This is a genomic window from bacterium 336/3 (assembly GCA_001281695.1).
GTDB lineage: Bacteria > Bacteroidota > Bacteroidia > Cytophagales > Thermonemataceae > Raineya.
Genome location: LJIE01000001.1, coordinates 393,164 through 410,313 on the forward strand (window position 1 = coordinate 393,164; position 17,150 = coordinate 410,313).

The window sequence follows — 17,150 nt, forward strand, 5'->3', positions numbered from 1 at the left end:
AATGAAAAAATCAATAATTTTAGAAATCGAAGCAAAAGGTCATGAGGAGTATGACCCAGGCGATTACGAAACACCATCAAGTTCTGACTGGTGGTATGATGTACAAAAAATCCTTTGGGATGGATTTGATGTAACAGAAATCTTCAAAGAAGAAAATTTAGTGCATAATTCTTTGAGTCATAACATAGGTACAATAGGCTTATTTCATGATGAAGTAGAATTAAGAATAATGATTCATAAGATTGATGGCAAGTTTTTCTATAAGGAGTTTGATGTGACAGAAATAATGAAGGAATATGAGGAAGAAGACGACGAACCTACTAACCAAGAAGGAAGCCATGCAGCAGCTTAGTTACTATGTCCTGCCCTACGATTTATTCAATGGGCAGGCAAAGGCTGGAGAAGAAGTAGAGAAAACTCCAGCCTATGAGGAAAATGGAACATATACATTTAAAAGGGGGCATACTTTACGAAATAGATATTTTCTGCCCAAAGAAATAGTTGAAAACTGGAAATCTAAAAACTCGAAATAATGAAAGTTAAATTTTGTAAAATATATGAAGTGGATAGTCATCAATTGCTGGTGGTAAAGGAAAATACTAAAAAAGGTAAGTTTCTGTGTGTACTTATCATGTGGGTTGATGAGAATGTTCAAACAAGAAAGGAGATGTCATTTGGAGCAAAGGAAGCACGAAACGGATATTTTCAAATTTTTAATGAAGAAGATGCTAAAGATTATGTAGAGTCTGTACTAAAAATTATAAAATCATGACAACACTTGAAATAACCCTTATTGTGATACTTGTATATGTGTTTATCAACATATCCCTACACGATTTTCTAAAAGTTGAGGCACATGCTCTTTGGAGTATGTTTATAGCACTTCCATTGTTTTTATATGCTTGTGTCAAAAACTACCTGAATAAATAATGGAAACCCTAGACTTTGAGACAAACTGGAATGGTGGAAAACTGAATATGGATTGTTTTACAACTTTTCGTCTTCACAATCCCAAGAAGTATGCAGTAGGAAACTCTTTGATAATTTCTCTGAAAGGTACTCCAATCAAGGAAGCCATCATTATGCAGATAAAAAAGGTCAAACTATCAGAAGTGAATGAGTTTATGGCTCACATTGATACAGGATACAATCGTGAGGAGTTTGCCAAAATTGTGAAGAAGATGTATAAAAATATTGAAAACATCGAAAATCAAGATTTCGACTTTATGCTCCTCAAAACTACTCGAAAAATACCAACACTATTTGAAAAAGATTGATTCATGAATATAAAAAGCATTGAAAAACTACTTCAAGTCGTTCCTCAAGAGGCAACGGAGGCACTTGAGAAATATCCATTCATTGAAGCTTTTATGAGTAAATCAGAAGCTCATGAGTGGGATAATAGATCAACAATAGAGAATGCTGTCTGGCTTTTGGAAATTATTTCAAAAGATAATTTACATAAGAGAATAGAATATATATGTCCTGTCTGCTACAAAAGAGTAGATGCTCATACTTCTTCAGATGAAATCACATTTTAAGCACAATTTTATGAAAATTAAAGCAATCAAAGATACAGGCTTACTTACTGTTGGAGAGACTTATCGATTGGAAGAATTTTATTGTAATGAAAAAGGATATAATATTTTTCCAATAAACTCAACAACTTCTGTAATGTGGATGCCTAAACATCATATTGATAGATGGATAAAGGATGGCTATGCTGTTTATGTTGAACGTTTAAGTTATAAGTTTGAAGATATTTTAATTGACAAAATGGAAATTAATTATGTGTTTGAAAAAACACCAACTTTTCCGAAAACTCAGACCCAATACAATCAAATAACAGCCTTTGCAAAACTCACACACGTGAGAGCAGAAATATTAAAGAATTCACCTTTTGGTGAATATTGGGAGCCGAAAAATGGAGATGATATTTGTTATGCTTGGTATAATGATGGAATTAAGAAAAGTGATATTTACAAGTATCAAGCCAAGTTTGCTTTAGAGTTATTATTCCCAAACCATGAAACACTTGCATTGGCTATAGAAGATAATCAGGAATTGTTTTTACTGTATTTAGGGATTGAAAAGGAGGTGGCAAATGAGAGTAATTGATCTTTTTTGTGGTGCTGGTGGAGCAACTTCAGGAATACAAGCAACAGATTTTGCCCAGGTAATAGCTTGTATCAATCATGATCCATTGGCTATACGTTCCCATGCGGCTAATCATCCTGAATGTCAACATTACGTTGAAGATATACGTCTATTCGATGAAAAAGAACTTCCCAAATGTGATGCTCTTTGGATGAGTGCTGAATGCACACATATATCCAACGCTAAAGGAGGTAAAAGTCGGAATGCTGATAGTAGAACATTATCATTTGAAGTATTTCGTTATGCACAGCACTGTGAACCAAATTATATAATAGTAGAAAATCTTCGAGAAATTTTGACATGGGGTCCTTTGATACATAAAAAGAATAAAGAAGGAGAGTTTATGTATGAGAAAGATGGTAGCCCAACCATGACACCAGATAAAGATCCTGAAAAGTTAGGATCATATTATAGATATTGGGTGAAAACTCTAAAAGAAATGGGATATGTCAATTATTCTTACAAACTGCTTAACTCAGCAGATTTTGGGGAATATACAGCTCGTACAAGATACTTTGGTATCTTCTCTAAAAAGGGGTTTCCTATCCGTTTTCCATCACCTACTCATCATAAAACGGGTGCAATGGGACTTCAAAAATGGAAACCAGTAAAGGAACTTTTAGATTTTGGAGATTTGGGAGAAAGTGTTTTCTATAGAAAAAAGCCTTTGAGTGAGAATACATTGAAAAGGATACTTGCAGGATTGCAAAAGTTTGTTGGTTCTTATATCCTAAAATATAATAGCAATAATGCTAAAACTGGTACAAATAGAGGTGCTTCATTGGATGATCCATGCCATACCATCACAACACAGGGAAGACTAGGTTTAATTCAGCCTATATTCTTTGATATGACTTATACAGGTCAGAAATGCAAAACTATAGAAGCTCCTGCAGGGACAATAACTACAATCGATCATCATAGCTTAATACAATGTCAGTTTATAGATGAATATCATGGAAAGGGCAGACCTCAAAGTATTGAAAAACCGTTGGGTACAATAACAACAGTTGATACATTTTCATTAATACAGCCTTTTCTATTAGATGATAATTTTCAAAATGTTGGGCATCACTTAAATAAACCACATCCTACGATTTTAGCAAGTCAAAAATATACCCATTTAATTCAGTTAAAAAAAGTTGCTCAACCCTTGCAAATAAATGATATGGATGGGTATTACATGAAACAGGTAAAGCTATTTTGTATTGAACATGGTATCAATGATATTTATCAAAGGATGTTGAGAGTGGATGAAATGAAGGTTATTCAGGGTTTTGACAAAAATTATAAACTCTTTGGTTCATTGAAGGATCAGAAGAAATTTATTGGAAACTCTGTAGTACCTAAAATGGCTAAATCAATCATAGAAGTATTATATGAGGCTTGTAATGATAAAAAACTAGTAGCTTAATGAAATAAAACTTGGTTTTATGAAAAACATAAACGATTTAATTGAGGAAGCTAAAGAGCGAGTAAGCCTCACCATAGAGCAAGAAATGGAAGAAAAGCAAGAAAAGGAGCGTTACCGATCCTTGCAAGAGGCTGAGAGGATAATTGACTACTTTAAAAGACAGCACCGTAGAAAGAAGAAGACATATGTAGGCATATATATTACCACCATATTTGTCCTTGAACTAGAGCGTACTTTCTACCAACTCAGATTAAGTGTTGATGGATGTGTTGGAGATATTTACAATTTAGAAGAAAAAGCGGGTATTGCTCTTGTTGAAGGAGTCCCTTTTGAAACTTATGGAGGTTTTGACTGGTACAAAATTTATACAAACAAAGAATAAACAAAAATAACTATGGAATTCATCTCAACAAAAAATATGACAAATGAAACTGCACCTGAAGGAAAAGTTTTGGTGCAGTATTTAGAGCCCAGGTGGGGATTTTGGTCATTGGAATATGCAATAGGCTATTTTGATAATCCAAATGATTATGAAGACGGTAAGGGTAGAGGCTGGCTTCTTTGGCATAATGATGCTCAAATCAATGTTGTTGCCTATGCAATTCTACCAGAATTAGAAACGCCCAATGAATATAAAATAAGCCAAAAAGAATTCCTCGAAAAGTTTGGAACCTGGTATCCAAACTTAGGATCAGTAGGACTTTAAATTTACAGTATTTATGGATAATGAAAGAAAAAAAATCACTTTAAATGATCTTATTGAAGTAAAGCGTAAAATGGAAGAGCAAGAACTTGTTATGTATGAGCAACATGTTGAACTTTATCAGTTACCAAATCCCATTATAGACGCAGAGTGGTTTGTATTTCTGAAGCCAATTTTAGAGAAATTCCTTATGAGGAATATTATTCCTGATGATTATCATAGTCTTAAGTATTGCGTTTATAGAAAAGGTTTAGAAGCTAGCTTGTATATTTCTTATGGTCGGTTTTATATAGGGAAATTTACCAGAGACTTTGATTTTAAACACCCAAATGTAATAAATCTTAGATTTCAATATTTGCAAATAACAGACGAGATATACTCAATGACTCCCCAAATAAAGCATTCTATAGAAATAAAAGATACACAAAAATATATAGACCAAATACTAACAATAATTTTGCGATGAAAAAAGATAAAATTTTTACAACAGTAAAATTGCCAGTTTCTGATTTGGAAGCTGTTGTTTTGGAGGGCACAGGCAAAAACCTTTTTAACGCCTTGACTATATCCAAAGGAGACCAAGGATTGTTCAGTAAACAATTAATTATTGAACTTGTCAGAATAGATGATAAGGGCATTAATTCAGAAGAAGTAGATGAGATGCATATGAGAGATGTAAGTTATTTACAAGAAGTAATATCACTAATGACCAAAAATGGAATTGACTGATAATGAAATTAGAAACATAGAAAAGATGCTCATGTCTGGTGATGAGGGTCTGATAATAGTAGCCATTGAAATTGCTAAGGCTAATTTTAGCAAAGAATTGTTATATCAACTCAGAAATCATGTTGCAAGAAGGCTTTATTGGGAATACGAAAAACTTGAAAAAACTCCTGACTTTGATGAAAAAAGGTACAAAGAACTAGTTTATGTAGCAATGACATATAAACTTGCTGATGAAACAAATCAAGAACTTGAAATTTTGAAAAATCAACAAAACCAATATTATAAAAAATGCAGAATAGCTTTGGATAAACATGAATTAGTTCTGGAATTATTTAATAATGTAATTTAAAAGTTAATGGGCAAACTTATGAGCTTTAATCCCAATTCCTGACTGGCAGCATAGATGGGCTTTTTACTGATGGTATCTTGTCATAGTGAAAGACTCAATACTGAATCCCAACCCTTTTTCATCACAAAAAAAATCTAGTAGATGCTTATGATGAAAAATATCTTGTATTTTTTCAATCCTTTTGACAACCTGAAAACATAAATGATATGAGCGAAAATCGTCAGGCCCTTGCTCCACTATATCATAATGTTTCAAAACTGTAAATTTGAAATAATTGCAGAATTCCACAAGTGGGGCTTTTGTGACCTCTACAAGTTCATCAAGTTGACTTTGCAATTTCTTTGTGAGCCTCTTACCAATATAATCATAAGACAGCGTTTCATAATGCAGAATTTTATAATCCGAAAAAAAAACTTCTTCGTCAAAATTTATTATTTCCAATCGTGACATCTTTGCGGGCTTTTTATGAAAAATAAAAATACATTCTTCGAATAAAAACAACTAAGATTTCATAAATATTTTTAAATTTAAAAATATTCCAATGTATCACCTAAAAATACCAAATCATGAAATTTGTATTTTCCATATTCACAACAAACGGAAAAAAATCCAACATTAGTTGGAGTGATTTTGATATAGATAATGAGTCTTTGAGTGTTTTGCCACCCACTGGGTCTTTTATAAATCTACAAGAAATATTCGATGAGTTGCAGGCAAAGTCAAGTTACTCAGATTTGCTCAATGAGGAGTCAAATAAAAATTGGGATGGAAAGTCTGCACAAGTAGAGGCTTGCATTCTCAGAAAAGACAATAGTGGGTTTTATTATAATTTGGTAATTAAGTGTCTTTTTAAAGGCAGTATTGACAAAAATATACTTGGATAAATCCCTTAATAATATGGTGAAAATGTATTATTATGACCACAGAGCAACAAAAAATATTAGATTTAGCTGACTCAGGAGATGAAAAAAATAAAAATTTAGCTTTGAGTCTTGCAAAAAATTATGGTTGGGATTTTTGGACTAAAACCTATTTACTTGCAAATTTGATTTCTATAAAGTCAGATGAAATTGTGATTAAGAATTGCAATAATAACGAGTCCTTTACTATAAGTTGTGGTCAAATTAAAATACTTAGAAAAACTCTTGAGAGGGCAAAAAAATATAGCATTTCTTCAGATACAAAATTCTTCAAACTGATAACAGAGATACATTTAATACCTAAAGACTATAGAAAAACATTTCAAATAAATCAAATAGATTCTTTTGGCAATAATGTCTTAGAAGTTTGTATAAAACAATAATCAATATGAAAATAACTTTAAGTCGACATGAGATTGAAGAGATTCTGTCAAGCCTTCCTGAAGAAGAAATCTTAGATATAGGTAATATTGAGATTATAACAGATCAAGGAAACTTGACTTTTGAGAATCCTGAGTTTAATTATACCAATAATGAGGTTTGTATCACACAAGTGGAAACAATAAATAATGTCAGTAGTCAAAATATTAGAGATTTTCTTATTTCTGGGGATTCCACTTTGGTTGTCTCTGCTCTAACAGTGATAAAAAATGCAGGATTGAGTAATGAAAAAAAGAAAGATTTTCTAAAACCAATTTATAGCTTTTTAAGAGCTATTTGTGAGGATACTTCATATCAAATTGAAAAAATTAAATATAATTTTTACCATGAAGGCAAAGGGTTTGATACAGAAGAATTAACTTTGCTGATGGCTAAAAGTGATGATTATTATAACAAGTATAAGATTTTTGTTGAAGGACTTACAGGGAAACCAAATCATTTAGTTAGAGAAAAAGAAATATATTTTTCAATGAGAAATTTGTAATATTTGATTTATTATACAATTCTAATGATTTTCTTTATATTTATAGAATTGATACAAAAATGTACTTTTAGAAGTAAAAATTAAGTCTTTTAATTTGTTTTTCCATCGTTCTTTTTCATCATGATCATTCATTAAATCTATGTTTCCTGCTTCTATAGTTAATTCATCTGTTAACTTATCTAAAATATCCAAAAGTAATCTCTCAAATTTTTCATCTACTTCATGAATTAAAAATAAAAACTGCTCTCTGAATAAAGACTGCACTCCTTTTATTTCTTTTGATAAACTAAGAGGGCTTGGAGTTTCTTCTCTTAACTCCACTTCTATCAGGTCAAATATTTTATTGAAATAGCTTTCTATTCTTTGTATATTAGGCTGAAATATTATTTCTTTAAACCACTGCAAATCAATATTTCTTTTTTGTAATCCTTGGTTATCAATTAGTTGTTTTCTTATAAAATAAATAGAGAAGCCACCTACAATTAAGGTGGCTAAACTCTGTATAAGTGCACTTAAGATTTCTTTACACATAGAATATTAAGCTAAGGCATTATATTTTTTCAAAATTCTGCTTACGGCTTCATGTAAATCCTCTTCTATCTCATATTCTCCATGAGTAGTAAATTTAATTCTTTTATAAAAATCATCCTCCTTCAACTTTGTCACTATGTTTAAGAGAAATTCTTCTAAAAAAGAGGGATTAATAGCATAAATATCATCAGGAATAATAATCTCAATTTTGTCAAACTTATTTTCTAACTCGTCAATTCCTGATTTTTCTCTTACTTCTTTTCCTCTTGGTCTCCCACTAAATACTTTAGCACTAGGCGTTCTGTATTCTTCAAGATTGATGATTGTGTTATTCATATATTTTGTGTTTGGTTTTTGGTAATATAAATTTTTGCTCCCAATAATGTGCCTGGAAAAAACGATTTTACGAATTTAACATATTCTTCGTCTGGCTTTTCTTCAATATTTCCAGTATTATTGAAAGTCATTGCTTTAAAAATTTCTTGATCTTTGCCTCTTACAACTTCTTGTGTTTTATATTCACCATCAAAAAGTATTTGTGTATGTCCCGAAACTAAAATCATTTTAGATTTATTATCTTTCTCACCATCTCCTTTTAACTTAAAAAAGTTATCTATCAGATTAATATATCCATTTCCACGCTTTTTCCAATCGTACTTTGATGTACTTGTAATACCTTGCTGTAATGCATAAAGTGTCCATAAATTTTCTTCTTCAAAAATTTTGCTTCTAAATAAAGACCATTTAGTGTATTTTGAAGATAATTCTTTCATTCTATCAACTATTGGTTGATTAGTTGATAGCTTAAATTTCTGATGTATTGTATCTCCATAATTAAATATAACAAAATTGAATACTCCTTCATCATTATTTTCATTAATTTTAAAATATCCTATTACATAAAACCTATTTGTTGTTGAGTGTTCCTCTGCATTACTTAATGCTTCACCAATTACATTACACAACTGTGTTACAACCTTAGATGTTAGTTTTCGATTAACTTTTAATAAACATTGCTTTATATAATCTACTATTTGGGTATTATAAATTTCATTTTTAGCTCCTGTATTTTTACTGTCTCTGACACCTGTTATTAATTCAAATGGTGAAACATCTTTGAACTGCATATTTGTAATACCCAAATTTTTAAATATACCCACAGAATATAACAATTTTCTACAGGATTCATTCAAATCTTTGAAGTTTTTTGCTTGAATTTTTCTTCTTTGTGCTATACTTTTATCAAACTTTAAAGCAATTTTATTGTAGTGAATAAAATCTCTTACCAAAACGTCCATACATATGGAAGCATCCAAATCTATTTTCTGATTATCTTGGTAATCTATTGTTAAGTTATATGTATCATTGATTAAAACACAAAATATATTTTGCAAAAAAACCATACTTTCTTCATAACGCTCTGATAATGAAAATATTTGTGGCATTTTAAGAACTATAGAATCTGAATTTTTCTTCCATTTATTTATGGATATTATATGCTTAATATTAGATGAATAAAGTGTATGATTATATCTTATGGAGTTTTTAATTTTAAAAGCTCTATTTATCTTATTCAAATATCTATCATAACTAATTTTTAAAAAAACAGGTTTTTTCTTAGCACAAATTTTCCTCATTTCTATTTTTTTTGCAAATTTAAGTATATAAAATTTAATTAACAAAATTGATTAATATCAAAAAATCATGACTAATAAACTTGCAGATTATACAAACAAACTGAAAGAGCTTGGATTGGTAGAATCGCAACAATTAAATCAACTTAGTGAAAGATTTAATTGTTTCTTGGAAACTTTACCATTAAGGTATTTAGAAATTATAGATTCTTCTGAACATGCAATGCATGATTTTAAAAATATAAAAAATCCTATAAAATATAAATGACAATTAATAAAGTTAGCCATCCTTTTGATAAACTTTAAAAGTTATTTTGCGATTAGAACTGAAATTTTTTTGATTTTTTCAAAATATTCATTCCAATACTTAGCTTCATCTGAGGGATTATTGACATCTGAATAGAAGAATATAGATTCTATGTTTCCTTTTTCATTGAAAATTATATGTTTAGGATTAGTTATAATACTTTTTAAGAATTCATCTGTTAATTTTTCATATTTGGTATATATAGGTTGTTTATCATAAGGATATTCCTCTTTAATACTTTCTTTAAACTCCATAGAGTTCCAACCTAAAGGCATGTATTCTCGGTTGAAGACAAACCACTCATTTTTGGAGTTTTTTTTCATGCCATAGGGCATATTAATTCTAAAAAAATCAGATAGAGCCATTATATTATTTTAAAAAAGTTATGGGATTTATTTTTTCAACTTGACTAAATCCTTTTGTTTTATTGAACTTCATATTATGAATGAAGTTAGAGATAGAATCAGAAGGGTCTATTTTTTCAAGATTAATTTTTTCAAGAGTTTCTTTAGGTATTGCCACAGAAAGTATAGCCTGCTCTTCCATCAAACCTGTTTTTGTACTCAAAACTTCTCCAACGGCATTAACAAAAACGAATTTTATAGGTAAAAAAGAAAAAAACTCTTGTGCAATTCTTAAAACACTGCTACATACATAATCTTGGTATAGCTCATAGAATCTTGATGGTGTAATTTTTTTCTTAGATAACTTTCCTGATGCTAGTTGTGAGAGTACAAAGTCTGGTATCACAGTTGTTCCATTTACCATTAAATCAACCTCAACATAATCTTTTTCAATACTTACTTTAAATCCACTGCCTACATCTTTCAATTCAGAAAAGGGATTGAGATATTCGATTGCTTCTTTATAAGCATTTATATCTTTGGCTAATACATTTTTTGCTAAATTCTGGCTTTTCTCCCAATCAATCATATCTTGATGATACTGATTCATTGCTAAATCAAAATCTTTTTCATCTTCTTTTTTAGCTTGTAGTACTGAAACCTTGAGTTTTTCTATTTTTTTATTTGTTGATCCAAAAAGTTTATCTAAGAAATTAGGCTTAAAATTATCTAGCTTAAACTGAGCATCTTTTTCATGTTTATTGGCTATTTTTGGCTTTTCTGGTGCAGTTTCATTTATTACTTCCTCCCAATTAACTTTATCATTAGCCTCTTTGTGTATTGATGTAATTAAGTTAAGATAATTTTCATATTCTACTACAGCTTGTTGAGCATTATTAAATTCTTCTTGCTTTTGTAATAATTTATATTGTTTGGCAATAGCTTGACTTCTTTTTTGTTCAGCTTTTTCTAATTTTCTTATTATAGCCATGCCAGTTCTGAAATTTCCTTTCCATCCCATATGTTAACTATTTTTAAATTATATATTTTTGTTTACATAATATTTTTCAAAAAACTTATAAACTTCCTTATGAGAAAATTTTGAAGAATCAAAAATTGCAATAATCTCTCCATACTGATCATAATATTTTCCTGTAATTTGTAGCTCTCCTCCATAATAACCATTATCTGTTATAAATTTTTTAAGAGCCGATCCTCCATCTTTCATAGCAATTTTTGAAAAAATAAAATCCTCGTCTGTAATTATACCTTTGTTATTTAAAATATCTACAATATTCTGAGTACGTTTCTTTTCAAAATTATTAAAAAACTCTTCCCAATTAAAATCTATGTCCATGATTATAAGTTTATTTTAAAACATGATGTGCTAAAACTTTATGTACTTCATATATATCTACTGATTTATTGAATTGCTTTTTAATACTAGGTTGTTGTTCGCTTGATATCCAGATTTTTAGTTCAGCATCTAAGTCAAAAGTTCCTGCGGTTTCGATACTGAACCTAGAAATACTCTTGTAAAGAATAGTTTTGTATTCAACCTTGCTACCTGTTAAACCTTGCACATCAATTAGAATAAGTCGTTTATTTGTGAAGATAAAAGTATCACGAATTAATTTGAACCCTAACTCAATGGATTCCCCATCCATAAGTAGCTTTCCATATTTTTGTGATAATTCGTCTTGGCTGACAGCTCCTGCATTGCCAAGAAGTGATGAAAAAAGTCCCATATTTTTATTGATTTTACGTTTATTCAAATTCTCTGTATTTTACATAAATAGGTTCATTCCAGTTGCAAACTCCCCCATGATGCGAACATGCACCTCTTCCTGTTGCCATAGATGTGCTACCATCACAACAACGAGTTATGTATCCAGTAACTCTTGTTAATTCAGGATTGTATAAATCCCATAATTGACTTGCTTCTTTGTTACCCTGTTGTTTCAAAAACTTGATTTCTGATAAAGATTCTGGTTTTTGCCCATTATTATAATAAGCTTTTGCAAGGGCAATTATGATACTATCATTATTTGTTATTTTACGTGCTTCGGAAAGATATTCTATTGTCTTAGTTTTCAAATTTTGTTTTGAGTAAATGAAGGCTATCTTAGCATAGGCATATTCATTTTGTTTTATTTTAATTGATTTTTCATAGTTTTTCATAGCATCTTGAAAGTTGTTTTTATAAAAAGCACTATCTCCATTTTTGATGCATATATCTAAGCTATCAATATCTCTTTTTTCTGTTTTAGGTTGTTTTTCAACTTTTTCTTCATCTCCTGCTTTTTTTTGTTCTGAAGCCGTTGCTTTTGATATAGTTTTTTGATTTTGTTGTGATTCTTCTTTTGGAATAGCCCCTACAAACACAAAAAAGGATAAAATCATTGCCCAAAAGTATGTTTTTATAACTACTTTTCTTGTTCTTTTACTTGGATCGCTTTGCCAAAAAACTGCTTTTTTGGGAGCAAAAAGCCCATAAATTAATAAAATAAGGTTTAAGAAGGTTATGAAAAAGAAAAACTCTGCCATAATTATAAATTTTGCTTTCCAGAAAGAGACTTTAAATAAATATAATTAATAGCTTTTTTTTCTACCTCAAATTGAGTAATAACATTCTGATCTATGATATGGCTTTCTACTTGATTTATGTGAAAAAAAAACAACCTATTGGGGTTTTTACTTAAACCTGTAAACCCAATGGCTACAAAAACAGGTCTATCAGGCTTGTTTAGTTTTCTATATCTCTCAAATTGATAATCTTTACACCAAATCAATGTACCATCTTTTTCAAAACCGTATCGATATTTACACTCAACAAAGAAGTATCCTTTAGTAGTTTTACACTGAAAGAATAAGTCTGGGTTTAATGATGATTTAGCAAACCTTTTCTTATTTCTTTCATAAATATCAGTTCTTGTAATTAAGTCGTAGGCACCAGTAGGAAATAAGTTATCCTCAACATACGCTTCAAACATTTCTGCTTTGTAAAAACTCGTTGGTTTCACAACTTCTCCTTTCATATTGGAGAGCCTCTGTATCATGATTTTTCCGCTTTCTGATATTTTTTGAGCTAGTTTTATTATATCTGTAAACATATCAATTTTTTAAATAAAGTAATTCTTTAGATGTAACAGTAGGTTTTTTGACTTCTCTCGTTGCCCATTCTTCTTCTAAAACAATTGCCACAACATCTATTGCTGCCTGAATACCATATAAATCATTAGGATTTTTAATACCAATATAAAATGTTTGCCCAGCACCACCAGGCATTTTCACGATACCAGACTTTATATTAAGTCTGGTTCCACTTGTGAAATAACTATAGGCTGCCTTTAATTCAAATAATTGGCTATTGTTATAGTCAAGTAAATATACATCACAATAATCACTACCAGGAGGGGCAGTCAGCATATTAATACCAATACTAGTTGCTCCAGTTTTATCTACCAATTTTGATAGTTGACCAAGAAGATTGAACGCAAGTTTAGCCTTATTAATATCGGATTTTTCTCTAGAAGCAGAAAATTCATAATACCATTCTTGTGTATTTTTAGGTAAATTAACAGGTACTGTGATTCTAGATTTCCCATTTTTAAAAGTTGCATTGGAACCACTATTTACATAAAAATCTGTAACTGGAACAATGCTGATAGGCTTGTATTCTTTTTTCACTAAATAATTTTCTTTGACTGTATTATAGATAGTATCATAAACAATTCTTTTATAAACATTACTATCAAATTTTTTTGTAGCATCACTCATAGGTATTCTTTGTAATTTAAATTTACAAACTCTACCTCCTAAAGATGAATTATAAAACCTGAATTGATAAATCCCTGTTTTATTAATATTAAGGACTTTATTATCTATTTTTTTACTTTTGTAATCCATGAATTTTGAAGAAACATTCCATTCTGAAATTTCTATTTCCTTGAGTTCCTTTCCATTCACTTCTTGAAAACTGAAAATTAATTGATCTCCTTCCGCAAAACCAAAATAAAAAACTTCTTGACCAACAGCAGCTACTTTAAAAGTATTTTCTGCTATGTCTATTGGAGTTTGTGCTATAGCAATTGAGGATATAAATAGTAGCAGTGGTAGAATTTTTTTCATGATGTAATTTTTGTTAAAATTTTCTTAGCAAAATATGTAATAAAAAATTGCTACGCATCAGGGAATCCCTGATTTTGCAGTGGTGTAATGAAATAATTTTTTTTAACTTTTTTTGATGGGTTTTCTTGTTTAATTCTGAAAAAACAAAGTATTAGTTGTTTGAATCAACTTTGTAGATATGTAATATTATAGGTGTTTTTTATACTTTTTTACTTTGAAAAACAAAGTATATGCACAAAAAAGAAGCCTTCGACCAAAAAATCGAAGGCAAAATCAGTAAGAAAATATCACAAATTTAGAGTGAGTTATTGCTCAATTAGATACCCCACATTGACAAGACTTTTAACAAAATTAGAGGCATTGTTGTAAGATACTTTTTTACCTGTCGTTTCCTCATATCGTTGAGCAAAACCTTTCATAAAAGTGGAAAGGTCTTCCTGAGAGGCAAATTTACTTCCATTCCTGATGGACTCAACAACTCCTTTGTAATCGCTGCCTTCTACTATTTGATTTTCATTCTGAATTTGAAACTTCATATCCATATATTTTAATGTTTATATTTTAAACTAATTTTTATATTATTGAGAGGAGTTTTTAATTCAACTCCTCTATTCTCTCAGCATAAAAAGCAATTATTTCCTCTTGGTTAAACTCTGTAAGGCTTTCCAAACTTGTGTTGGTTAAGATTTTAATTTTTGATGCTTCAACTAAGTTATGTAAAAATAATATCCAATTTTTAATTTTCAAGAATTCGATTGTTCCACTATGCTGTCTAAATTCAATGGTTCTATGCCTTGCATAAGAATCTGTATTTATTTTTTTATATCTTGTACCCATTGCTCTTGTAATCTGCTGGAGGTTAGTGGCTTCTTTAATTTCTGAAACATTTTGTTTTAAACTTTGACAGTAGGTATTTGTATTTCCTCTTCTGCTTGGAGGCATAAATTTATCAATGGTATCTTCTAGTTTTGCATAATTTATTAAAAGGTTTTTCCAAGTTTGAAGGTTAAATGCTTCTGCATCAAAATGAATGTGCAATCCACAAGTCTTGTTGATTCTTGCACCATACTCTTTCAATGCTTGGCAAACTTTTTCAAGTTGTTCCAATCTATCTGCTCCCTGCAATATTGGGCTAACCAATTCAAAAGTAACTCCATCAGCTCTGAGACTTCCATCAGAAATTATTTTCCAGTAATCTCTCGTTGTATGGTTGTAGTCATTAAGTTGGCAATTTACCCCTTTGCTTTGAATCAAATCTCTCAGTGCTTCTTTTGTTTTACCTCGTTTTACAAAAGATTCAATTTCAACTCCAAACTTTCTGCCAAAGGGGATTAATCTGAAATCAATGTTTTGGCTTGCATTTTGTCTTTGAGTGCCATTAAGTTTTGCATATACATTTTGTACAAATCCATAACCGACTCCCATGATTTGAGCAACATCTGTTCGAGTCAGTCCCAATCCTAAAAGTTGTTTTATTTTCTCAGTTTTGGTAGTGTTTGTCTGGGCTAATATTTGTTCTTGTGTCATCTGCTTTGCTTTGTTTTAATTACATAACAAAGTAGCAATTTAGTTTCCTCTATATCAAGTATTTATGTATGTATTTTGACTGAAAAACGAAAGTTTTATTACATAAGATTATTTTCATAAATATATTTACAATAACTTGATTATCAATTATATAAGTAGCTATTTTGTCATACATTTAAAGTACTAAAAAATATGGCAAAGTTTATAAAACCAAACAAAAGTACAGTAGCTCATGCGGATAATCATAGAAGTGTGAATCTTGATTTAGTAACAGATTGGACATGGAAGAAAATCACTTTGATAAGCCAAAAAAAGGAAGGAGTAACCAAATTCATAAAGTTTTTTGGATACGAAGTAGAATTTATCTTTATAAACAATAAAAAGATAACACACTTATTTGCTGATGAAAAATCATTAAACGAATATCTTAAAAAAATAGAAGGGTAGCCAACCTACCCTTTTAATTTTCTTCTAATTGTTGCTTCAGATACTCCGAAGTTTTTTCCAATCTCTCGATTACTCATTCCTTGTAATTTCATTTCTTTTATTTGTTGCGTCATTGCGTCATCTTGCGTTGTCGCAGTTTCGACATGTGTCGCAGTCTTTGACGCATCATCAATTGTTTTGATGTCGCAATTTTCCTTTTCTGTGTCGATTGCGACAGACTTTGGATATTCATTCAAAAATGTTTGAAACCAATTGCCAACCTGATAAGGTTGCATTTTCTTCAAATCTAAAACATCCTTATAAGTATTATAGAAATCTTTTACACAAGCTGATAATTTTAAATCCTTTCTACCTGACTTATTAAATGCTGTCAGTAACCATGATGTATAATCTTCTGATAACATATTATTTTAAATATTTTATGCAAAATTACAAGTATTTACTTGTTATCAAAGAAATATTTTAAATATCTAAATTTTCAAAAATAAGTAAAAAAATAATCTTCTAAAGATTTGCAATTGCAAGTAATTACTTGTAAAATTGTGCTATAAACCATAAAGAATAAAAAAATGGAACAAGAAAAAGAATCACAAAAAACAGAACTACAACAAGTAGGAAGCCAATTTGTAACATTGGAGCAGATTGCGAAGATTGCCCAAAATCTTAATGATGCAGAGGTTATTGATGTTGATTTAGCATCAGACTATTGGTCACCAAAAACACTTCTTGAGTGTAAAAAACTCTTATTCCTTGTAATCCAAGATAGAGAGGTCAATGACATTAATGATCCTAGCAAAAGAGTTATGCTACCAACAGCTTTTTTTATTGAGAATGTAGTTGGAGAGGGTGGTAAAACAACAGTAAAACGAGTATGTAATTCTTCTCGTAAATTACTGGGTCTTTTAGCTGATAACAATGTTCAACCAAATACTCCACTTCTTGTGACTTATCTTGGAAAGGTGAAAAATAAAACAAATCAGTTTGATTCTGAAACTTGGTCTGTAAAGCATCTCAAATTAGCTTAGTCTATCA

General features: G+C 30.1%; 32 protein-coding genes. 18 read left to right on the forward strand and 14 right to left on the reverse strand.

The window, feature by feature from the left end; all coding sequences use genetic code 11:
• Window position 1 precedes the first annotated feature (1 nt).
• The 12 genes from AD998_01770 to AD998_01825 all read left to right on the forward strand — a co-directional run bounded on the left by AD998_01770 (window position 2) and on the right by AD998_01825 (window position 5,352).
• Window positions 2-352, forward strand: coding sequence for a hypothetical protein (locus tag AD998_01770; protein KOY85042.1), 351 nt, complete (start codon window positions 2-4; stop codon window positions 350-352).
• Entirely contained in the window at window positions 339-533 is a 195-nt protein-coding gene (locus tag AD998_01775) for a hypothetical protein (GenBank protein ID KOY85043.1), read from the forward strand. Before AD998_01770 ends, AD998_01775 begins: the two co-directional genes overlap by 14 nt.
• Window positions 533-772: a hypothetical protein gene (locus AD998_01780; protein ID KOY85044.1), complete on the forward strand. Its 240-nt coding sequence runs from the start codon at window positions 533-535 to the stop codon at window positions 770-772. The genes AD998_01775 and AD998_01780 overlap by 1 nt, the downstream gene beginning before the upstream one ends.
• A gap of 157 nt (window positions 773-929) precedes the next feature.
• Complete coding sequence (locus tag AD998_01785) at window positions 930-1,277, forward strand: hypothetical protein (protein ID KOY85045.1); 348 nt, start codon at window positions 930-932, stop codon at window positions 1,275-1,277.
• A gap of 3 nt (window positions 1,278-1,280) precedes the next feature.
• Window positions 1,281-1,541 (forward strand): hypothetical protein, encoded by a 261-nt coding sequence (locus AD998_01790; GenBank protein KOY85046.1) that lies wholly within the window; start codon window positions 1,281-1,283, stop codon window positions 1,539-1,541.
• On the forward strand, window positions 1,525-2,118 hold the full coding sequence (locus tag AD998_01795; GenBank protein ID KOY85047.1) for a hypothetical protein: 594 nt from the start codon (window positions 1,525-1,527) through the stop codon (window positions 2,116-2,118). The genes AD998_01790 and AD998_01795 overlap by 17 nt, the downstream gene beginning before the upstream one ends.
• Complete coding sequence (locus tag AD998_01800; GenBank protein ID KOY85048.1) at window positions 2,105-3,571, forward strand: hypothetical protein; 1,467 nt, start codon at window positions 2,105-2,107, stop codon at window positions 3,569-3,571. The genes AD998_01795 and AD998_01800 overlap by 14 nt, the downstream gene beginning before the upstream one ends.
• Before the next feature lie 19 nt (window positions 3,572-3,590).
• Entirely contained in the window at window positions 3,591-3,953 is a 363-nt protein-coding gene (locus AD998_01805; protein ID KOY85049.1) for a hypothetical protein, read from the forward strand.
• A 12-nt stretch (window positions 3,954-3,965) separates the two neighbouring features.
• Window positions 3,966-4,277: a hypothetical protein gene (locus AD998_01810; protein ID KOY85050.1), complete on the forward strand. Its 312-nt coding sequence runs from the start codon at window positions 3,966-3,968 to the stop codon at window positions 4,275-4,277.
• Window positions 4,278-4,290: 13 nt separating this feature from the next.
• Window positions 4,291-4,740 (forward strand): hypothetical protein, encoded by a 450-nt coding sequence (locus AD998_01815; GenBank protein ID KOY85051.1) that lies wholly within the window; start codon window positions 4,291-4,293, stop codon window positions 4,738-4,740.
• A complete protein-coding gene (locus AD998_01820; GenBank protein KOY85052.1) occupies window positions 4,737-5,003 on the forward strand; it encodes a hypothetical protein in 267 nt (88 codons plus the stop codon). Before AD998_01815 ends, AD998_01820 begins: the two co-directional genes overlap by 4 nt.
• The gene (locus AD998_01825; protein ID KOY85053.1) at window positions 4,990-5,352 is read left to right on the forward strand and encodes a hypothetical protein; all 363 of its coding nucleotides are present in this window, start codon (window positions 4,990-4,992) and stop codon (window positions 5,350-5,352) included. The genes AD998_01820 and AD998_01825 overlap by 14 nt, the downstream gene beginning before the upstream one ends.
• Window positions 5,353-5,415: 63 nt before the next feature.
• On the opposite strand, the gene AD998_01830 is transcribed toward AD998_01825, so the two are convergent.
• Complete coding sequence (locus AD998_01830; GenBank protein KOY85054.1) at window positions 5,416-5,802, reverse strand: hypothetical protein; 387 nt, start codon at window positions 5,800-5,802, stop codon at window positions 5,416-5,418.
• Window positions 5,803-5,918: 116 nt separating this feature from the next.
• Here AD998_01830 and AD998_01835 point away from each other — a divergent pair, with 116 nt between their 5' ends.
• The 3 genes from AD998_01835 to AD998_01845 are packed head-to-tail and all read left to right on the forward strand — an operon-like array spanning window position 5,919 to window position 7,197.
• A complete protein-coding gene (locus AD998_01835; GenBank protein KOY85055.1) occupies window positions 5,919-6,236 on the forward strand; it encodes a hypothetical protein in 318 nt (105 codons plus the stop codon).
• Between the two features lie 32 nt (window positions 6,237-6,268).
• A complete protein-coding gene (locus tag AD998_01840; protein KOY85056.1) occupies window positions 6,269-6,655 on the forward strand; it encodes a hypothetical protein in 387 nt (128 codons plus the stop codon).
• Window positions 6,656-6,660: 5 nt separating this feature from the next.
• Window positions 6,661-7,197, forward strand: coding sequence for a hypothetical protein (locus AD998_01845; GenBank protein KOY85057.1), 537 nt, complete (start codon window positions 6,661-6,663; stop codon window positions 7,195-7,197).
• A gap of 21 nt (window positions 7,198-7,218) precedes the next feature.
• Here AD998_01845 and AD998_01850 read toward each other — a convergent pair whose 3' ends face one another.
• Genes AD998_01850 through AD998_01860 form a run of 3 tightly spaced genes read right to left on the reverse strand, consistent with a single transcriptional unit; the run spans window position 7,219 to window position 9,365 of the window.
• Window positions 7,219-7,728 carry a hypothetical protein gene (locus AD998_01850; protein ID KOY85058.1) on the reverse strand — a complete coding sequence of 170 codons (510 nt, stop codon included), beginning with the start codon at window positions 7,726-7,728 and terminating at the stop codon, window positions 7,219-7,221.
• 6 nt (window positions 7,729-7,734) lie between these two features.
• The gene (locus AD998_01855; GenBank protein KOY85059.1) at window positions 7,735-8,064 is read right to left on the reverse strand and encodes a hypothetical protein; all 330 of its coding nucleotides are present in this window, start codon (window positions 8,062-8,064) and stop codon (window positions 7,735-7,737) included.
• Window positions 8,061-9,365, reverse strand: a complete 1,305-nt coding sequence (locus tag AD998_01860) for a hypothetical protein (GenBank protein KOY85060.1) — start codon at window positions 9,363-9,365, stop codon at window positions 8,061-8,063. The genes AD998_01855 and AD998_01860 overlap by 4 nt, the downstream gene beginning before the upstream one ends.
• A gap of 67 nt (window positions 9,366-9,432) precedes the next feature.
• Here AD998_01860 and AD998_01865 point away from each other — a divergent pair, with 67 nt between their 5' ends.
• The gene (locus AD998_01865; protein ID KOY85061.1) at window positions 9,433-9,630 is read left to right on the forward strand and encodes a hypothetical protein; all 198 of its coding nucleotides are present in this window, start codon (window positions 9,433-9,435) and stop codon (window positions 9,628-9,630) included.
• A 41-nt stretch (window positions 9,631-9,671) separates the two neighbouring features.
• On the opposite strand, the gene AD998_01870 is transcribed toward AD998_01865, so the two are convergent.
• The 9 genes from AD998_01870 to AD998_01910 form a co-directional block, all read right to left on the reverse strand.
• Window positions 9,672-10,034, reverse strand: coding sequence for a hypothetical protein (locus AD998_01870; GenBank protein ID KOY85062.1), 363 nt, complete (start codon window positions 10,032-10,034; stop codon window positions 9,672-9,674).
• Window positions 10,035-10,038: 4 nt separating this feature from the next.
• Entirely contained in the window at window positions 10,039-11,034 is a 996-nt protein-coding gene (locus tag AD998_01875) for a hypothetical protein (GenBank protein ID KOY85063.1), read from the reverse strand.
• Between the two features lie 18 nt (window positions 11,035-11,052).
• The gene (locus AD998_01880) at window positions 11,053-11,370 is read right to left on the reverse strand and encodes a hypothetical protein (protein ID KOY85064.1); all 318 of its coding nucleotides are present in this window, start codon (window positions 11,368-11,370) and stop codon (window positions 11,053-11,055) included.
• A 10-nt stretch (window positions 11,371-11,380) separates the two neighbouring features.
• Window positions 11,381-11,761, reverse strand: coding sequence for a helicase (locus AD998_01885; GenBank protein KOY88012.1), 381 nt, complete (start codon window positions 11,759-11,761; stop codon window positions 11,381-11,383).
• A 19-nt stretch (window positions 11,762-11,780) separates the two neighbouring features.
• On the reverse strand, window positions 11,781-12,560 hold the full coding sequence (locus AD998_01890; GenBank protein KOY85065.1) for a hypothetical protein: 780 nt from the start codon (window positions 12,558-12,560) through the stop codon (window positions 11,781-11,783).
• 2 nt (window positions 12,561-12,562) lie between these two features.
• A complete protein-coding gene (locus tag AD998_01895; GenBank protein KOY85066.1) occupies window positions 12,563-13,126 on the reverse strand; it encodes a hypothetical protein in 564 nt (187 codons plus the stop codon).
• Between the two features lies 1 nt (window position 13,127).
• Window positions 13,128-14,144: a hypothetical protein gene (locus AD998_01900; GenBank protein ID KOY85067.1), complete on the reverse strand. Its 1,017-nt coding sequence runs from the start codon at window positions 14,142-14,144 to the stop codon at window positions 13,128-13,130.
• Between the two features lie 305 nt (window positions 14,145-14,449).
• Complete coding sequence (locus AD998_01905) at window positions 14,450-14,686, reverse strand: hypothetical protein (protein ID KOY85068.1); 237 nt, start codon at window positions 14,684-14,686, stop codon at window positions 14,450-14,452.
• Between the two features lie 52 nt (window positions 14,687-14,738).
• Window positions 14,739-15,671 (reverse strand): hypothetical protein, encoded by a 933-nt coding sequence (locus tag AD998_01910; protein ID KOY85069.1) that lies wholly within the window; start codon window positions 15,669-15,671, stop codon window positions 14,739-14,741.
• A gap of 192 nt (window positions 15,672-15,863) precedes the next feature.
• Here AD998_01910 and AD998_01915 point away from each other — a divergent pair, with 192 nt between their 5' ends.
• The gene (locus AD998_01915) at window positions 15,864-16,118 is read left to right on the forward strand and encodes a hypothetical protein (protein ID KOY85070.1); all 255 of its coding nucleotides are present in this window, start codon (window positions 15,864-15,866) and stop codon (window positions 16,116-16,118) included.
• A gap of 5 nt (window positions 16,119-16,123) precedes the next feature.
• On the opposite strand, the gene AD998_01920 is transcribed toward AD998_01915, so the two are convergent.
• Window positions 16,124-16,522 (reverse strand): hypothetical protein, encoded by a 399-nt coding sequence (locus AD998_01920; GenBank protein KOY85071.1) that lies wholly within the window; start codon window positions 16,520-16,522, stop codon window positions 16,124-16,126.
• Between the two features lie 165 nt (window positions 16,523-16,687).
• Here AD998_01920 and AD998_01925 point away from each other — a divergent pair, with 165 nt between their 5' ends.
• Window positions 16,688-17,143 carry a hypothetical protein gene (locus tag AD998_01925; protein ID KOY85072.1) on the forward strand — a complete coding sequence of 152 codons (456 nt, stop codon included), beginning with the start codon at window positions 16,688-16,690 and terminating at the stop codon, window positions 17,141-17,143.
• Window positions 17,144-17,150 lie beyond the last annotated feature (7 nt).

Coding starts and splice junctions, on each gene's coding strand:
- AD998_01835 (KOY85055.1), top strand. CDS start 5,919: ATGAAATTTGTATTTTCCATATTCACAACAAACGGAAAAAAATCCAAC.
- AD998_01875 (KOY85063.1), bottom strand. CDS start 11,034: ATGGGATGGAAAGGAAATTTCAGAACTGGCATGGCTATAATAAGAAAA.
- AD998_01820 (KOY85052.1), top strand. CDS start 4,737: ATGAAAAAAGATAAAATTTTTACAACAGTAAAATTGCCAGTTTCTGAT.
- AD998_01840 (KOY85056.1), top strand. CDS start 6,269: ATGACCACAGAGCAACAAAAAATATTAGATTTAGCTGACTCAGGAGAT.
- AD998_01925 (KOY85072.1), top strand. CDS start 16,688: ATGGAACAAGAAAAAGAATCACAAAAAACAGAACTACAACAAGTAGGA.
- AD998_01900 (KOY85067.1), bottom strand. CDS start 14,144: ATGAAAAAAATTCTACCACTGCTACTATTTATATCCTCAATTGCTATA.
- AD998_01870 (KOY85062.1), bottom strand. CDS start 10,034: ATGGCTCTATCTGATTTTTTTAGAATTAATATGCCCTATGGCATGAAA.
- AD998_01890 (KOY85065.1), bottom strand. CDS start 12,560: ATGGCAGAGTTTTTCTTTTTCATAACCTTCTTAAACCTTATTTTATTA.
- AD998_01800 (KOY85048.1), top strand. CDS start 2,105: ATGAGAGTAATTGATCTTTTTTGTGGTGCTGGTGGAGCAACTTCAGGA.
- AD998_01770 (KOY85042.1), top strand. CDS start 2: ATGAAAAAATCAATAATTTTAGAAATCGAAGCAAAAGGTCATGAGGAG.
- AD998_01895 (KOY85066.1), bottom strand. CDS start 13,126: ATGTTTACAGATATAATAAAACTAGCTCAAAAAATATCAGAAAGCGGA.
- AD998_01845 (KOY85057.1), top strand. CDS start 6,661: ATGAAAATAACTTTAAGTCGACATGAGATTGAAGAGATTCTGTCAAGC.
- AD998_01910 (KOY85069.1), bottom strand. CDS start 15,671: ATGACACAAGAACAAATATTAGCCCAGACAAACACTACCAAAACTGAG.
- AD998_01810 (KOY85050.1), top strand. CDS start 3,966: ATGGAATTCATCTCAACAAAAAATATGACAAATGAAACTGCACCTGAA.
- AD998_01850 (KOY85058.1), bottom strand. CDS start 7,728: ATGTGTAAAGAAATCTTAAGTGCACTTATACAGAGTTTAGCCACCTTA.
- AD998_01915 (KOY85070.1), top strand. CDS start 15,864: ATGGCAAAGTTTATAAAACCAAACAAAAGTACAGTAGCTCATGCGGAT.
- AD998_01855 (KOY85059.1), bottom strand. CDS start 8,064: ATGAATAACACAATCATCAATCTTGAAGAATACAGAACGCCTAGTGCT.
- AD998_01805 (KOY85049.1), top strand. CDS start 3,591: ATGAAAAACATAAACGATTTAATTGAGGAAGCTAAAGAGCGAGTAAGC.
- AD998_01815 (KOY85051.1), top strand. CDS start 4,291: ATGGATAATGAAAGAAAAAAAATCACTTTAAATGATCTTATTGAAGTA.
- AD998_01780 (KOY85044.1), top strand. CDS start 533: ATGAAAGTTAAATTTTGTAAAATATATGAAGTGGATAGTCATCAATTG.
- AD998_01825 (KOY85053.1), top strand. CDS start 4,990: ATGGAATTGACTGATAATGAAATTAGAAACATAGAAAAGATGCTCATG.
- AD998_01795 (KOY85047.1), top strand. CDS start 1,525: ATGAAATCACATTTTAAGCACAATTTTATGAAAATTAAAGCAATCAAA.
- AD998_01905 (KOY85068.1), bottom strand. CDS start 14,686: ATGGATATGAAGTTTCAAATTCAGAATGAAAATCAAATAGTAGAAGGC.
- AD998_01885 (KOY88012.1), bottom strand. CDS start 11,761: ATGGGACTTTTTTCATCACTTCTTGGCAATGCAGGAGCTGTCAGCCAA.
- AD998_01920 (KOY85071.1), bottom strand. CDS start 16,522: ATGTTATCAGAAGATTATACATCATGGTTACTGACAGCATTTAATAAG.
- AD998_01865 (KOY85061.1), top strand. CDS start 9,433: ATGACTAATAAACTTGCAGATTATACAAACAAACTGAAAGAGCTTGGA.
- AD998_01860 (KOY85060.1), bottom strand. CDS start 9,365: ATGAGGAAAATTTGTGCTAAGAAAAAACCTGTTTTTTTAAAAATTAGT.
- AD998_01880 (KOY85064.1), bottom strand. CDS start 11,370: ATGGACATAGATTTTAATTGGGAAGAGTTTTTTAATAATTTTGAAAAG.
- AD998_01775 (KOY85043.1), top strand. CDS start 339: ATGCAGCAGCTTAGTTACTATGTCCTGCCCTACGATTTATTCAATGGG.
- AD998_01790 (KOY85046.1), top strand. CDS start 1,281: ATGAATATAAAAAGCATTGAAAAACTACTTCAAGTCGTTCCTCAAGAG.
- AD998_01785 (KOY85045.1), top strand. CDS start 930: ATGGAAACCCTAGACTTTGAGACAAACTGGAATGGTGGAAAACTGAAT.
- AD998_01830 (KOY85054.1), bottom strand. CDS start 5,802: ATGTCACGATTGGAAATAATAAATTTTGACGAAGAAGTTTTTTTTTCG.